Genomic DNA, 15332 nt, shown 5'->3' on the forward strand with positions numbered 1-15332 from the left:
TCCCGCGGGCGAAACGCCGCCTGGATCGACGAGACCCTGGGCCCCTCCGGCGCTCTCGCCCGGGCTCTCGGGGCGCGATACGAGGCCCGGCCGCAGCAGGCGTGGATGGCCGAGGAGGTGGCCCACCGGCTGCGGGCCGGGGGCATCGCGTTCATCGAGGCCGGCACGGGGACGGGCAAGTCCCTGGGATATCTGATTCCCCTGGGCGCCCACCTGCTGGACGATGACCCAGAGGGGCGCGCGGTGGTGGCCACGTATACCCTGCCGCTGCAGGACCAGCTCCTGCGCCACGACGTTGCCCTGGCCGAGAAGGCCCTCGGCCGCGCCCTCCCCGTTGCGCTGGCGAAAGGGTGGGGCAACTACCTGTGCCTGCTCCGCCTCGATCACCTGGCCCGGGGGCAGCACGACTGGCTGGAGGGGCTGGCGGAAGAGCAGCCGCCGCGCCCGGCGATAGACGAGCTGATCCGGTGGAGCGAGGGGGCGGGCGACCAAGGACGCGCCCACGCCGGCACCTGGTCGGAACTGCCGCCCGGCCGGTGGGAGACGGTGTGGGCGCTCGTGGCGGCCGAACCGGACCGCTGCCCCCGGCGCCGGTGCCCCCTGTACGAGGCCTGCTTCTATCACGCGGCCCGGCGCCGCATGCTGGAGTCGCGGCTCGTCCTCGCCAACCAGCACCTCCTGCTGGCCGACCTGGCGCTCAGGCGGGAGGCCGACTCCGGCGAGGCCGCCGTGTTGCCTGCTTTCTCCTACCTGGTCGTGGACGAAGCCCACCATCTCGAGGACGTCGCCGTGTCGCACCTGGGGGTGGAGCTCTCGAGCGAGGCCGTCCTGGCGCGCCTGCGTCGCCTGACCAGGGGCCGCTCGAGGCTGTTGGGGGAGCCTGCGCGCGCAGCGCTGGCCGTGCTGGAGCGGTTGTTCTACGCGCTGCGGCGGGGCCTGGAGCGCGCAGCCCCGGGCATGGCGACAGGCATGGCTCGCACGCCCGGCTCCGTCCAGCACCCGGCCCGCCTGACCCCGGGGATGGCCGAGACCCTTTGCGGGCCGGCCCTTCTCGGCGAGGCGAAGGAGGCCCTGGAGGAGGTCGCCTCGCAGGCCGAGCAACTGGCCCAGCGAATGGCGGGCCAGGAGGGCGACGGAGAGGAGGGGGCCCGTTCGCACGCCGCCGCCGACCTCGTCGCCGTGGCCCGGTGGGCACGTCGCGCGGCCCGGGACCTGGAGGCGGTCACGAGCGCGCAGGCGGAGGGATACGTCTTCTGGATGGAAGCCGCTTCGCGGGCACCCGGCCTCGTGTTGCGAGCGGCCCCGCTGGACGTGGGGCCTGTGCTGGCGGCGGAGCTCTTCGGCGCCGTGCGGGCGGCGGTCCTCACCAGCGCCACCCTGGCTGACGGCCCCGCCGGATTCCTGCCGCTGCGCCGCCGCCTCGGGCTGGCGTCAGCCGGGGATGCCCCTGCCGGAGACGGGCCGTCTTCGAGTCCGGCTTCCCCGGCGCCGGCGCCCTGGGCGGGCGAAGCGCAGGCCGAGTGGGACGAAGACGGCGCGCTGCTGCGGGCGGTCGTGGGCGTCTCCGGCGCGCCGCCCGTCGTCCGCAGGGAGGAGGCGTTGACCGAGTGCGTCATTCCGTCCCCGTTCGATTTCCGCTCCCAGGCGCTGGTGGCGGTGCCCTCGGACTTCCCGGCGCCCGACCGCCCCGGTTTCGTCGAACGCCTGGCGGAGCTATCCCTGGCCCTGGCGGTGGAGCTCGGGGGGCGCCTGCTGGTGCTCTTTACCTCGCACCGGATGATGGCCGAAACATGGAAGGAGATGGAGGCGCTCCCCGCGGCCGGGAGCTTGCGCGTGCTGGTGCAGGGGGGCGCTTCCCGGACGGCCCTGCTGGACGCGTTCCGGGAGGGCCGTGGCGAGGGGATGGTCCTGATGGGCGCCGACAGTTTCTGGGAAGGGGTCGACCTCCCGGGCCCGACGCTCTCGTGCGTGGTGCTGGCCCGCCTGCCGTTCCCGGTGCCGGATCACCCCCTGGTCCGGGCCAGGGCCGAGCGGATTTCCGAGCAAGGAGGGGACCCCTTCTGGGAAGAGTGCGTGCCCCGGGCCGTCACCCGCTTCCGGCAAGGATTCGGGCGGCTCATCCGCACCCGGCAGGATCGAGGGGCGGTGGTGGTCGCCGACCCCCGCCTTCTGACCCGCTCCTATCGACATCGTTTCTTGGACCTGCTTCCCCGGTCTTCCTTGATCGCCGGCCCGGCTCATCGCATCGTGCGGGAGGTCGTCGAGTGGACAAGACCGTCCTTGCCATCATCCTGAGCGTCGCGGTCCTGGTGGCGGTGGTGGCGGCCCGCGCAGGCCAGGCGGCTTCACCGGATGCCGCCGGCAAGCTGGCGCCGGGCCCGTCCTCGCCCTTCACCTTCCGTCCGCCTCCGGGCACGCGGATCTACGTCATCCAAAAAGGTGACACCCTGTTCAGCATCGCCCGCCGTTTCGACACCACCGTCGACGTGATCCGTACCCTCAACGGCCTCGACGATCCCGATCGCATCGCCGTGGGCCAGCCGCTGGTCGTCCCGGACGCAGCCCCGTCCGGGCGAGATCCCTCGGTCGCCGCCGCGGCCTCCCCCGCCCCGGCGGCGCGACCCGCCTTCGGGTTTGGCCGGCTGTACCGGTACTCCCAACAGGATCGGCGCCTGCTCGCCGCGATCATCTGGCTCGAGGCCCGCGGCGAACCGTTCGAGGGCAAGGTGGCGGTGGGGGCGGTGGTGCTCAACCGGGTCGAGAGTCCCCTGTTCCCCGACTCCGTCGAGGAGGTCCTCCTCCAACCGGGCCAGTTCCCGTTCAGCGCCGAGACCCTGTACTCCGTGCAGCCCGACTCCTCCGCCTGGCAGGCCGCCGACCGGGCGCTGGCCGGCGAGGATCCGACGGGCGGGGCCCTCTACTTCTACAACCCGGAGCGGACGGTCACCCCGGAGTTCTGGGCCGGGCGCCCCGTGGTCGCGCGCATCGGCCGGCACGTTTTCACCCGGTGAGTTCTAGCGGGTCACCGGCGGCGACTAAGGTTTGCACCAGGGGTCGTCGACGGTGGTCTTCCGCTGGCGGGGAGGAGCGCGCTTTTGGCTCATCGCGGTGCCGGTGGTCTGGTTGGCCTCGGTGGCCAGCTACCTGGTCGGGAGCGAGACCGTGGCCGTCGTGTCCCGGGTGCTGTTGAGCCGCCTCGTGCCCATCTACAAAGTCGACACCGCCCACCCCCGGATCGCCATCTCGTTCGACGCCATGTGGGGCACCTCGCGCACCGACCGGATCCTGGAAATCCTCCGCAACCACCGCGTGAAGACGACCTTCTTCCTGGGGGGCAACTGGGTCGACAAGTACCCGGAGTACGTCCGCAAGATCGTGGCCGAAGGCCACGAGGTCGGCAACCACACCTATACCCACCCCCACCTCAACAGCCTCTCCCCGGATCAGATCCGCTGGGAGCTGGAGGAAAACCAGCGGCGTATCGACGCGCTGGTGGGCCGCCCACGGGTGCTGCTCTTCCGGCCGCCCTTCGGGGAGTATTCCGACAAGGTCATCGAGGTGGCCGACCAGCTGGGCTACTACACCATCCAGTGGTCCGTCGACTCGCTGGACTGGCAGAACCTCAGCGCCGGGGCCATCATCGACCGGGTCATGAGGGTCGTCGGGCCCGGCGATATCGTGCTCTTCCACAACGACGGGGCCAACACGCCCGACGCCGTGGAACGGCTCATCCCGATGCTGCGGGAGCGGGGCTTCGAGATCGTGCCGGTCTCGCAGCTCATCTACCACTCCGACTACATCATCGAACCCCACTCCGGCTTGCAGCGCCGCCGCCCGCGCCCGGTTCCGCCGGCGCCGCAACGCCCCGGCCCGCCGGCTCCTCCGCCCGGGCAACGCCCACCGAGCCGCTGAGAGACCGGCGCCGTCCTGGAACGAAGGGAGAGGGGGCCGGGCGTGAGGCTTTTCTTCACGGTCGACGCACGGGTGGTCAAACGGGCCCTCGGGGTGGTGGCCGGCGCGCTGGTGCTGGCCAGCCTGCCGTGGCTGTGGGACACGGCGGTCCGTCTGCGCTACGGCGTGAAGCCCGGCGTCACCCTGGCCGGGCAGGCTGTGGGGTGGCTGCTGCCGGAAGAGCTGGACCGCAGGCTTGACGACATGGGACGGGAGCTGGATCGCCCGGCTCGAGACGCGAAGGAGGACGCGACGACCGGCCGGGTGATCCCGGAAGCCGAGGGCCGGGAGCTGGACCGGGCCGCGACCGCCCGCAAGCTGCTGGCGGCGCCGCCGTTCGCCCGGGTCGAACCGGTCTTCACCCGGCTGCTGCCGGCCGTCACCCGGTTGCACTATCGGGCCATCTACCAGGGGCCATCGGCGCGCCCCCTGGTCGCCTTCGCGATCAACGTGGACTGGGGGGAGGAGGTGCTGCCCGCCCTGCTCGACCGGCTCGAGCAGGAAAAGGTGCGGGCCACCTTCTTCGTCACAGGGCGGTGGGCGCAGAAGTTTCCGGAGCTCGTGCGCCGCATGCACGAAAGGGGCCACGAGGTGGCCAACCACGGGTGGGATCACGCGCACGCCCGGCAGCTGGGCGACCCGGAGCTGCGGGCGCTCATCGCGAAAAACGCCGATCTCCTGGAGCAGCTGACCGGCAGGCGGCCGACGCTCTTCGCTCCTCCCTACGGAGAGGTCGATGCCCGGATCGTCCGGATCGCGGCCGAGGAGGGGCACTACACGACCATGTGGAGCGTGGACACCATCGACTGGCAGCGCCCCCCGGCGGAGATCATCGTCGACCGGGTCGAGCGCAAGCTGGGGCCCGGCGCCATCGTGCTCATGCACCCGACCCAACCGACGCTGGAGGCGCTCCCCCGGCTCGTCGCCCTCGTTCGCCAGCGCTCCCTCACCCCGGTGACGGTCGGCCAGATGGTGGCGGCCCTGGAGGAGGAGGGGCAAGCGTCCGCCCATACGAGCGCACGGCCCTGAGCCGCGCTTGCGAGGCCGGTCGTTACATGGCCAGGTGGAGCACGTCCCACAGGCCGGGGTCCTCCTGGCCCAGCCGCCAGATGGCCACGCCTCCCAGCCCGTACCGGGAGACCAGGGTCAGCTTGTAGCCCAGGCTGTAGCGGTTTTCGAACCACACCTCGGTTGCGCCCGCCGTGAAATAGGGGACCTTGTGCACCGGGTGCCAGCGCAGGGCGGCCCCCAGCTGCTCCAGCCGCGCCATCGCCTGGTCGTACGTGAGGGCCCGTGCCGCGCCGCTGCCCGACCACTCGTATCCGTATGCGGGCAGGCCCAGCAGCACCTTGGCGGGCGGGATCCGGGCGACGGCGAAGCGCACGACCTGCTCCACCCAGCCGATGGAGGCCACGGGCCCGGGCGGCCCGGTACGATAGTGCTCGTCGTAGGTCATCAGCCAGACCCCGTCGACCAGGCGCCCCAGCGCCGCGTAGTCGAAGGCTCCGGAAAAGGAGTTGGACGGATCGTCGGCCGTCTTGGCCGGCACTGCGATGGTGAGCTGGCGCCCGTCGGCGTGGAGCCGGGCGGCGAGCTCGGCGACGAAGGCGGTGAGGGCCTGGCGGTCCCGGGCCGGCACGTTTTCGAAGTCGAGGTTGATCCCCGATACGCCGTAACGCTGCGCCCACTGGACGAGGTTGTCCACGGCGCGCCGGCGGGCCGCCGGGTCGGAGAGCAGCTGGTGCACGGATCCCGAGTCGAAGGTACCGTTCTGGTAGTTGTGGACGAGCGCGAAGGTCGACAGGCCCCGGATCCCCGCGACCCTGAGCGCCCGGCCCAGGTCGGCCGCGTCGGAGGCCGGCAGCACCTGCCCGGAGCCGTCCACCTGCCAGGCCCAGGGCGCGACGCCCGTCAGCCGGTCCGTGTAGCGGACCAGCGAGTCGTACGAGGGGTGGTAGGGGTCCTGCACGTAGTACCCGATCACCTTGCGCCCTACCACCGACGCCCGGCTCTGGGCGGGATCGGCCGCCGGCCAGGTGGAGCGCTCGACCAGCTGCTCCCAGATCCATCCCTGGATGCCCGAGCCGGTCTCGACCCGGTACCACTGGCCCGACCGGCCCGTGACGGTCACGACGGCGCCGGCATGGAGCACGGTGATCCGGTCATAGGAAGTACCGGGCCCTGCCCGCAGGACGGCCTGGTCGACCCGGACGACCGCGGGGAACGGTACCTCGACCTGTTGGGTGCTGCCCGGGGGAGCGGTCGACTGCCCCGGAGGGCTGCCGGACTGCGAACCCATGGTCAACAGGTAGAGGATCAGGGCAACGACGACGGCTACGGCTTTCTGGGACACGACGAAGTGGCTGACGCCCCTCCCGAGGGCCGGTGGCTGCGCGCCGGCCAGGGCTCGCTTACGCCGCGCCTTGCCCGCACGCCTTCAGGGAAGCGGTGGGGGCAGGGGCGCGTCCTGGCGGGACTGGTTGCGCCCTACCAGGCAAAGGGCAGGCCGGGGCGCCTATAATGGGGGAGGTCGTCCTGGACCGGCCGGCGGTCCACTGCGCGGCGGCGGCCCTATCGAGGAGGCGAAGGCTTGTCGGGCAGCGTACAGCGCACCGTCCTGGACAACGGGGTTCGGATCGTCACCGAGACGCTGGAGGACCTGCGCTCGGCCAGCATCGGGTTTTGGGTGGACGTAGGCTCCCGGGACGAGGGGGCCGAGCAGCAGGGCATCTGTCATTTCATCGAACACATGATGTTCAAGGGAACCGACACCCTGTCGGCCCGCGACATCGCCGAACGTATCGACGCCGTAGGCGGCCAGCTCAACGCCTTTACCACCAAGGAGCAGACCTGCTTCTACGCCCGGGTGCTCGACCAGCACCTGGACCGGGCGGTAGCCCTGCTGGCGGACATGCTCTTGCACTCCCGGATGGATCCCGCGGACGTGGAGAAAGAGAAGGGGGTCATCCTCGAGGAGATCCGCATGTACGAGGACACCCCCGATGAGCTCATCCACGACCTGGTGGCGGAGGCCGCCCTGGGCCGCCATCCGGCCGGCCGCAGCGTGCTCGGCACCGAGCAGTCGGTGCGGGCGTTCGTGCCGGAGCAGGTCCGGGAGTTCGTCCGGACCTACTACACCGGGCAGCGCCTGGTGGTGGCGGCTGCCGGGAGGCTCGACCACGAGCGGCTGGTCGAGCAGGTCGCGCGCCTGTTCGGCGGGCTTCCGCCCGGAGATCGGCCGCGCCGGTCGTCCCCCGTAGAGAGCGAGTTCCGGTGGCTGGTGCGGGGCAAGAAGACGGAGCAGGCCCACCTGTGCGTGAGTTCTCCGGGGCTGGAGGCCGGGAGCCCCCACAAGTGGCCCCTCATGGTGCTCGACACGGTGCTCGGGGGCGGCGTCAGCTCGCGCCTGTTCCAGCAGCTGCGGGAGGAGCGGGGCTGGGTCTACTCCACGTACTCTTACCACACGGCGCTGGCCGACACGGGGTACTTCACGGTCTACGCGGGGGCGAGCCCGGACAAGGCCACCTCGGTCCTGGAGCTCATCGAGCAGGAACTGGCCAGCGTGGCCGGTTCGGGCATCCGGGAGGACGAGTTGCGCCGGGCCAAGGAGCACCTCAAGGGCTCGCTCATGCTCAGCCTGGAGAGCACCAGCCAGCGGATGAGCCGGCTGGCCCGTTGTGAACTCACCGGCGAGACGTACCTGCCCGCGGACGAGGTGCTGGCCCGCATCGAGGCGGTGACGGTCGAGCAAGTGCACCGCCTGGCTGCGTCCATGTTCCTACCGGACCGGTACGCGTACGCGGCGGTGGGCCCCGTGCACTGGAAGACCCAGCGGCGCCTGGCGGCGGCAGGCTGAGAGAGACGGGCTCGCGCGAGGGGCGGCTCCGAGAGGAAAGCCCTCCCAGCTCCGCAGAAAGAACCCCCTTCAGAGGGGGTATGCGCCATTCACCGCACCGTCTTCGCAGCAAGCAGCCGCTGGAGCCAACGTGTTGCAATCGCTCTCTTGTGGACGGCCACCGGGCTGCTCGCGCCCGGTGGCCGTTGCTGGGCGGATGGGGACGCTCTGGCTCTTCGGAGCTCTCCCGAGCCCGCTGACGGGCCGCCCGGGCTCTCCCTCACCTGGGAAGGAGGGGTCCGCTGGGCTGACGCCCGGCACCCGGCCGTTCCTTCGGCCTCCTGGGCCTTCTCGGTGTGCGATGCGTCCTCGGGGCCCGTACGCCTGGAGGCGGCAGGGTGGCAACGAGGGGCCTCCCCGCCCGGCCTCTTCTCGGCGGCCGAGTGGCCGGGGTGGAAGGCCCGCCTCGCCTGGGCGACCGGTGCGGCGGCGGGGTGGATCGGGGCTTACGCGGCCTCGCCGTACGGCGGTTTCGCAGGTCCTCTGCCGCTCGTCGACGGCGATGTCTTCGGCCCCGGCACGCGCATCTGGGAGGCAGGCCTGCAGCCGGAGGCGGGCAGCGCCCGCGTGCTCCTGGGTTGGGGGTTGCCGCTCTGGTACGTCCACGGGCGCTGGGTGGAGGGGCGGGTGTGGGCCGGGGAGTGGGCCACCTCCCGCTTCGGCGTCCAGGGCGTGGTGAGCGACACGGGGTTGCACCGGCTCACCTTCGCGACGTTGCCGGATACCACGGTGCGCCGGCTCGGCGGAGCAGCCGGAGGCTGGGCGCGCTGGAGGGGGGACGGCGGTATCGAGGTACGGGGAGCTGCCGGGCTTTCGGAAGTGGCCTGGCGGGACGGCGCGCTCGTGGAGGGCCGGCAAGGCTGGGCCGTGCACGTGGCGGCCCTGTCGCGCCGCCCGCCCCGAGGGCGGATGACGTTGAGCGCAGCCAGCCCGGCGTTCGAGCCCCCGCTCCTGGCAGACCGGCAGCCGCCGCCGGGCCAGATCCGGGCCAGCGGGCGCCTCGGGCCCGGACCCGAGGCCGTGAGCCCGGGGGCGTGGGTCCAGCTCGAGGGCCGCTGGCCCTGGCCGCAGGAGGAAGGGGAGAGCCTGTACCGCGCGGGTGCGGGCCGGCGCTGGCAGGTCGATCCGGGGCGCCTCGCGCTTCACGTGGAGTGGGAGCAGGGAGCGACGCAAGACGATGAGCAGCACGACCGTTCCGGGCGGGCGGCCGGAGTCGGTGGTAAGCTGCAGTGGGACGGGCACCGGGGCGGTGGCAGTGTCCGGTGGGATCCTCTGGGGGGTGGCGGGCCGGACTGGAGCGGCTGGCTCACCCCCGGCGCCGGGTGGCGGCTGAGGGCGACGTGGCTCAGCGCCGGCGGGGTGGTGCGCCTCGAGGCGTCCTGGGGACCGGGTGGGTTCGACCCGGGATGGCCGGCCCGGGGCGCCCGGCTCGTCTACAAGGTCCCGGGCAGCCGCTCCGCTGCGCCGTATCTCTATTTCGAGGCAGGCTGGAGCCTCGGCCGGGACCACGCCCTCGGCATCCGGGTGGGCCGCTGGGACCAGGGCATAGCCGGCCGCTTTCCCGAGGGGGCACCGCCGATCCTGGTGATGGTGAGGGGCCAGGTCTGAAGCGAAGCGGCCGGTGCGTAGGATCGATGGGGGCCGGTGAGGACCGGAGCATGTTGATGAGCCAGCTGATCGGCAAGGAGATCGTGGATCTCTCGCAGGGGATCCGGATCGGGCCGGTGCGGGAGGCCGACCTCGTCATCCAGGTGCGGGGCGGCCGCATCGATGCCCTGGTGCTGCCCGTGCGGCACGGCTTGTGGGGACGGCGCGAGGTGGTCGTACCCTGGAACCGGGTCCTCAAGGTAGGGCCCGACGTGATCATCGTGGAACTGGGGGAGCGCCCATCCACCGGCATGAACTCCACCGGGCCGGAGAGACTACACCTCGTGACATCCAGGCAATCGGACCGGAAGGAGTCGGTGGATGGTGGCAACGGTCATTGGCGTCTTCGACACCCGGGAGCAGGCCGAGAAGGCCGTCCGGGAGATGCGTAACAAGGGCTTCGCCAACAACGAGATTTCGGTGCTGGCCAAGGGGCAGGCCCGCCAGGGCGCCGGTGGCGGGGGTGGCGGCGATCAGGAAGCCGGCGGCGATGTCAGCGAGGGGGTCTGGTGGGGCGGAGCCCTGGGGGGGATCGCCGGGCTCCTGGCCGGCATCGGCGCCCTGACCATTCCGGGGATCGGGCCGGTCGTGGCCGCAGGCCCGCTGGCCGCCACCCTCGGCGGCGCGGTGACGGGCGGCGTGGCCGGCGGGTTGCTGGATCTGGGCATCCCGGAAGAGCGCGGGAGGTTCTACGAAGGCCAGCTCAAGTCCGGCAAAGTGCTGGCCGTCGTGCAGGCCGACAGTGCCCGCATCGACACCGCCACCCAGTTGCTGCGCGACAACGGCGCCAACAACGTCGAGTCCCATGTCGGTTCTCCCAAGGCGTCGCAGACCGGCAAGCGATCCCAGTAGCGCGCCTCGCGCCCCGCGGGCGCGGGGCGCGCGACAGCCGCCCATCTCAGGCCGCCCGCCGGATCCCGGCAGGCGGCCCTTTCGTTGGGGCCGGGCTGCGGCTCGTGGGCCGGCGGCTTGACGGGACGGGCCACGGGAAAAAGAATGGAGCTAAGTGGCGATCGGCCTCGAAGGAAAGGCCTGGGCAGGGCATGCCGGTCAAAGTCGCGGTCGCAGGGGCTTCCGGGAAAGTGGGCCGGGAAGTGGTGGCGGCGGTCGTCCAGCACCCCGACATGCAGCTGGTAGGGGCGCTCGGGCGCCGCTCGGCCGGCCGCGACGCCGGTGAGCTGGCCGGCATCGGCCAGGTGGGCGTGCTCATCGAGCGAGACGTGCGCAGGCTGCTGGAGCGCGCCTCCGTCGACGTGCTGGTGGACTTCACCGAGGCCCAGGCCGCCCTCGAGCACGCCTTCACCTGCATCGACGCGGGGATCCACCTGGTGGTGGGGACGACCGGCATCAGCCGCTCCGAGCTCGAGGATCTGGACGCCCGGTGTCGCCAGCGGGGCGTGGGGGCGGTGGTCTCGCCCAACTTCGCGATCGGGGCCCTGTTGATGATGCGGCTGGCCACCCTCGTGGCCCCGTACATGCCGCGCTGCGAGATCGTGGAGATGCACCACGAAACCAAGCTCGATGCCCCGTCGGGTACGGCCCTGCGCACCGCCGCCCTGATCGCCGAGGCCAGGGGGCGCGCGGAGGGAGGAGCTCCGGATCCCGTGCCCATCCACAGCGTGCGCTTGCCCGGCCTCGTCGCCCACCAGGAAGTGATCTTCGGGCTGGAGGGGCAGACCCTGACCATCCGGCACGACAGCACCAGCCGGCGCAGTTTCGTGCCCGGGGTGCTCCTCGCCGTGCAGCGCGTGGGGGCCTTGCGGGGCGTCCACTCCCTCGAGGAGATCCTCTTCGAACAGCCTCCCGGAGCCTTGCGCCACTGACCGAGCCTGCCACCCCCGGCCGAACCCCGTCGTCCTAGGACTCATATACTGCCGGCGGGAAGAGGCGTAAGAAAGGCACGGGCGACCGCCGGCGACGGATGTGTGGCGGCGGGGCGATGGCGAGATCCATGGCACTCTCTCTGGAAGGCCGTACCCTGGTCGTGGCGGGGGGCGACGAGCGGGAGCTGGCTCTGGCCGAGCGCCTGCTGGAGCTGGGTGCCGGCGTCTGGATGGTGGGGTTCCCGGCCGCACTCCTTCCTCCGGGGGCACACTTCGCCCCTGACCTTGCGAGCGTGGCGGACCGGGCGGAGGCGGTGCTCTGCCCGCTGAGCGGCACCGACCCCCAGGGAGCCATCCGTACCGTCATGGCGCAGGGGATGCGGATCCTCCTCGACGACGGCGTCCTGGAGCGCCTGCGCTCGGGGACGCTGCTGGTCATCGGGAGCGCCAGGCCGGCGTTGAAAGCTGCGGCGGCCCGCCACGGCATCCGGCTGATCGAACTGGAGAAAGACGAGGAGATCGCCGTGCTCAACGCGGTCCCCACCGCGGAGGGGGCCGTCCAGCTGGCGATGTCCAACCTGCGCGTCACCCTGCACGGGAGCCGCACGGTGGTGGTGGGGTACGGGCGCTGCGGCCAGCAGCTGTGCCGGGTGCTCGGCGCTCTGGGCGCTTCGGTGCAGGCCGTCGTCTTCCACCGCACGGAGTGGGCTCGGGCGTGGGCGGCCGGCGTGGCGGCCATCTGGCCGCACGAGCTGGCCTCGGCCGCCGGGCAGGCCGACGTGATCTTCAACACCGCGCCGGCCCTGGTGGTCACGGAGGAGGTGCTGCGGCGTATGAAGCCGCAGGCGCTGGTCGTTGACATTGCCTCGGACGCCGGCGGGACCGACTTCGAAGCCGCCTCCCGTCTGGGCGTGCAGGCGATCCATGCCCTCGGGCTGCCGGGGCGAGTGGCACCTCGAACGGCCGGCGCCATCCTGGCCCAGGTGGTACCCGGCATCCTGGCCCGGTCGCTGGCTCCCTGATCGGGCCTGCCGGCACGGCGGCCGCCCGTCGCCGAGGAAAGGGCGTGGCTGCGTTGTTCGAAGGCAAGCGCATCGGTTGGGCGCTCGCTGCATCCCACTGCTCGTTCGAGGAGGTGCTTCCGTCCATCGAACAGCTGGTGGCGCGAGGAGCCCAGGTGTTTCCCATCCTGTCGGAGCATGCGGTCGACACGCGCTTCGGCACCGTCGAGGAATGGGTGGCCCGGCTGCAGCAAGCCACCGGGCGCCGCGTGATGCGGTCCATCGTGGAGACGGAGCCGGTGGGACCCAAGAAGCTGCTGGATGCGCTCGTGATCGCCCCGTGCACCGGTACCACGCTCGCCAAGCTGGCGCTGGCGATCAACGACTCGGCGGTCCTGATGGCGGCCAAGGCCACCTTGCGAAACGGCCGCCCGGTCGTGCTGGCCATCTCCACCAACGACGCGCTGGGGGCCAACGCGAAGAACCTGGGCCTCCTCCTGTCCATGAAGAACGTCTACATGGTACCCTTCGGGCAGGACAATCCCGAAGAGAAGCCAACGTCCATGGTCGCGGACTTCTCCCTGATCCTGCCCGCGCTGGAAGCGGCCCTGGAGGGCCGGCAGATCCAGCCGATGATCATCGACAGGGCGCGGCGGCAAGTGCGCTGAAGGACGTAACGAGCACGCCCGGGCGGTCGACGGTCCGGTGCGGCGGGAGGCGAAAGGCGGCATGGCGCAAGGCGTCAAAGTGGGCGTGGTGGGGGCCACCGGTGCGGTGGGACAGGAGTTCTTGAAGATCCTGGAGGAGCGCCGCTGGAAGCTCGGCGATCTCCGGCTGTTCGCCTCGGAGCGCTCGGCGGGCAAGACGGTGCGGGTGCTGGGAGAGACCTTTTCGATCGAGGCGGCCACCCCCTCCCGGATGGAGGGGCTCGACCTGCTCTTCTTCTCGGCCGGCGCCTCGGTGAGCCGAGAGCTGGCCCCCCAGCTCGCCCGCAAGGGAGCCGTGGTGATCGACAACTCCAGCGCCTTTCGCATGGATCCCGACGTGCCCCTGGTGGTGCCGGAGGTCAACGGCCAGGACGCCTTCCGGCACCGGGGCATCGTCGCCAACCCTAACTGCTCGACCATCATCATGGCGGTGCCCCTGTGGCCACTGCACCGTGCCGCCGGGATCCGGAGGGTGGTCGTCTCCACGTACCAGGCGGTGTCGGGCGCGGGTGCCCGGGCGATGGCCGAGCTCGAGGAGGAGCTGCGGGCGCACGTCCGGGGCGAGACGTACGAGCCGGCGGTGTTGCCTTACGCCTCCGCGGAGCGGCACTACCCCATCGCGTTCAACGTGATCCCCCAGGTCGACCGGTTCGAGGAGGCGGGCTACACCAAAGAGGAGTGGAAGATGGTGCGGGAGACGCGCAAGATCTTCCACGAACCGGAGCTTGCCGTCACCGCGACCACCGTCAGGGTCCCCGTCCTGCGCAGCCACTCCGAATCGATCAACGTGGAGCTCGCCCGGCCGCTGTCGGCCGAGGAGGCGCGGGCCCTCCTGCGGGAGGCCCCCGGCGTCGAGGTGGTCGACGACCCCGAGCGCCAGCGCTACCCGATGCCGCTCGAGTGGAGCGGCAAGGACGCCGTGGCGGTGGGCCGCATCCGGGAGGACCTGTCCCGGCCCGGGGCGCTCAACCTCTGGGCCGTGGGCGACCAGATCCGCAAGGGCGCGGCGCTCAACGCGGTGCAGATCGCCCAGGTCCTGGGCTTGCTCGCTTAGAGCGGAGAGCGGTGAAACGATGCGGGTACTCGTACAGAAGTTCGGCGGCACCTCCGTGGCGACGCCGGAGAAGCGCCGCCAGGTGGTGCAGCACGTCCGGAAGGCCCTGGAGGACGGCTACGCGGTGGTCGCCGTGGCTTCCGCCATGGGGCGGCGGGGAGAGCCGTACGCCACCGACTCGCTGCTCGAGCTCCTGGCCCGGGAGGCCGGCGGGGCGCCGGATCCCCGTGAGCAGGACCAGCTCGTCGCCTGCGGGGAGATCATCGCCTGCGCCGTGCTCTCCCAGGCGTTGATCCGCCAGGGCATCCCGGCCGTCTCCCTCACGGGGGCCCAGGCGGGCATCCTCACGGAAGGGCGCCACGCCGACGCCCGGATCCTGCAGATCCGCACGGAGCGCCTGCACCGGGAGCTGTCCGGCGGGCGGGTGCCGGTGGTGGCGGGCTTCCAGGGGGTCACCGAGGAGGGCGAGGTGACCACCCTGGGCCGTGGGGGCAGCGACACGACCGCCGCCGCACTGGGGGTGGCGCTGGGGGCCGAGCTGGTCGAGATCTTCACCGATGTGGACGGCATCAAGGCGGCCGACCCGCGGGTGGTGCCCGACGCCCCCACGCTCGCCAGCGTGGCGTACCGGGAGGCGGCCGAGCTGGCCCACCTCGGCGCCCGGGTCGTGCACCCGAGGGCCGTCGAAATCGCCATGGAAGGGCACGTGCCGTTACGCATCCGGCAGACAGGTTCCGATCATCCCGGTACGCTCGTATGGGATCGACCGGCGGGCGGGACCATGGAGATCCGTTCGGACCGGCCCGTGGTCGGCATCGCCCACGTGGGGGATCTGGCCCAGGTGGTGGTGGGAGGCCGGCAGGACTTCAACCAGGACGCGCTGCACTCTCGCCTGCTGCAAGCGGTGGCCCGCAAAGGCGTGAGCATCGACCTGATCCTGGTGAGCCCCCACCAGCTGATGTTCAGCGTGCCGGAGCCGGCCGCTTCGGCGGTCCACGAGGCGCTGGCCGAGTTCGACGTGGAAGTGGCGGTGACCCGCAAGCTGGCCAAGGTTTCGGTGGTAGGCGCGGGGATGCACGGGGTGCCGGGGATCATGGCGAGGGTGGCCCGCGCGCTGACCGGCGCCGGCGTGGCCATCTTACAGACCAGCGACTCCCATGCCAGCATCTCCTGCCTGATCGACGGAGAGCGCCTGGGAGACGCCATCCGGGCGCTGTTCGAGGAGTTCGAGTTGGGGAGGGGAGCGTGAGGCGG

Annotated in this window: 14 protein-coding genes; 13 read left to right on the forward strand and 1 reads right to left on the reverse strand. The window is 71.8% G+C overall.

Translation table 11 applies throughout. From position 1 onward, the window contains the following. Window positions 1-105 precede the first annotated feature (105 nt). From U7230_RS04880 to U7230_RS04895, 4 genes are read left to right on the forward strand one after another with little or no spacing between them, the layout of a single operon-like run. Entirely contained in the window at window positions 106-2295 is a 2190-nt protein-coding gene (locus U7230_RS04880; RefSeq protein ID WP_324717616.1) for an ATP-dependent DNA helicase, read from the forward strand. Then, window positions 2265-3011 carry a cell wall hydrolase gene (locus U7230_RS04885; protein WP_324717617.1) on the forward strand — a complete coding sequence of 249 codons (747 nt, stop codon included), beginning with the start codon at window positions 2265-2267 and terminating at the stop codon, window positions 3009-3011. Before U7230_RS04880 ends, U7230_RS04885 begins: the two co-directional genes overlap by 31 nt. Window positions 3012-3063: 52 nt before the next feature. After that, on the forward strand, window positions 3064-3912 hold the full coding sequence (locus U7230_RS04890) for a polysaccharide deacetylase family protein (protein WP_324717618.1): 849 nt from the start codon (window positions 3064-3066) through the stop codon (window positions 3910-3912). A 42-nt stretch (window positions 3913-3954) separates the two neighbouring features. Further along, the gene (locus tag U7230_RS04895) at window positions 3955-4980 is read left to right on the forward strand and encodes a polysaccharide deacetylase family protein (RefSeq protein ID WP_324717619.1); all 1026 of its coding nucleotides are present in this window, start codon (window positions 3955-3957) and stop codon (window positions 4978-4980) included. 22 nt (window positions 4981-5002) lie between these two features. Here the strand turns inward: U7230_RS04895 and U7230_RS04900 are convergent, their stop codons facing one another. Further along, window positions 5003-6304, reverse strand: coding sequence for a glycosyl hydrolase family 18 protein (locus tag U7230_RS04900; RefSeq protein ID WP_324717620.1), 1302 nt, complete (start codon window positions 6302-6304; stop codon window positions 5003-5005). Window positions 6305-6541: 237 nt separating this feature from the next. Here U7230_RS04900 and U7230_RS04905 point away from each other — a divergent pair, with 237 nt between their 5' ends. The 9 genes from U7230_RS04905 (at window position 6542) to dapG (ending at window position 15327) form a co-directional block, all read left to right on the forward strand. Beyond that, window positions 6542-7807, forward strand: coding sequence for a M16 family metallopeptidase (locus U7230_RS04905; RefSeq protein WP_324717621.1), 1266 nt, complete (start codon window positions 6542-6544; stop codon window positions 7805-7807). 333 nt (window positions 7808-8140) lie between these two features. Beyond that, window positions 8141-9454 (forward strand): hypothetical protein, encoded by a 1314-nt coding sequence (locus U7230_RS04910; protein WP_324717622.1) that lies wholly within the window; start codon window positions 8141-8143, stop codon window positions 9452-9454. Window positions 9455-9510: 56 nt separating this feature from the next. Continuing rightward, on the forward strand, window positions 9511-9885 hold the full coding sequence (locus tag U7230_RS04915) for a YlmC/YmxH family sporulation protein (RefSeq protein WP_324717623.1): 375 nt from the start codon (window positions 9511-9513) through the stop codon (window positions 9883-9885). After that, the gene (locus U7230_RS04920) at window positions 9815-10345 is read left to right on the forward strand and encodes a general stress protein (protein WP_324717624.1); all 531 of its coding nucleotides are present in this window, start codon (window positions 9815-9817) and stop codon (window positions 10343-10345) included. Before U7230_RS04915 ends, U7230_RS04920 begins: the two co-directional genes overlap by 71 nt. 191 nt (window positions 10346-10536) lie before the next feature. Next, complete coding sequence (dapB, locus tag U7230_RS04925) at window positions 10537-11316, forward strand: 4-hydroxy-tetrahydrodipicolinate reductase (protein WP_324717625.1); 780 nt, start codon at window positions 10537-10539, stop codon at window positions 11314-11316. Between the two features lie 116 nt (window positions 11317-11432). Continuing rightward, on the forward strand, window positions 11433-12338 hold the full coding sequence (dpsA, locus tag U7230_RS04930) for a dipicolinate synthase subunit DpsA (protein WP_324717626.1): 906 nt from the start codon (window positions 11433-11435) through the stop codon (window positions 12336-12338). Between the two features lie 44 nt (window positions 12339-12382). Beyond that, window positions 12383-12985 (forward strand): dipicolinate synthase subunit B, encoded by a 603-nt coding sequence (locus U7230_RS04935; RefSeq protein ID WP_324717627.1) that lies wholly within the window; start codon window positions 12383-12385, stop codon window positions 12983-12985. A 61-nt stretch (window positions 12986-13046) separates the two neighbouring features. Further along, entirely contained in the window at window positions 13047-14078 is a 1032-nt protein-coding gene (locus tag U7230_RS04940; RefSeq protein ID WP_324717628.1) for an aspartate-semialdehyde dehydrogenase, read from the forward strand. A 19-nt stretch (window positions 14079-14097) separates the two neighbouring features. Then, window positions 14098-15327 carry an aspartate kinase gene (gene dapG / locus U7230_RS04945; RefSeq protein WP_324717629.1) on the forward strand — a complete coding sequence of 410 codons (1230 nt, stop codon included), beginning with the start codon at window positions 14098-14100 and terminating at the stop codon, window positions 15325-15327. The last annotated feature ends 5 nt before the right edge of the window (window positions 15328-15332 follow it).

The organism is Limnochorda sp. L945t, assembly GCF_035593305.1.
In the GTDB taxonomy this organism is placed as follows: Bacteria; Bacillota; Limnochordia; order Limnochordales; family Geochordaceae; genus Carboxydichorda; species Carboxydichorda subterranea.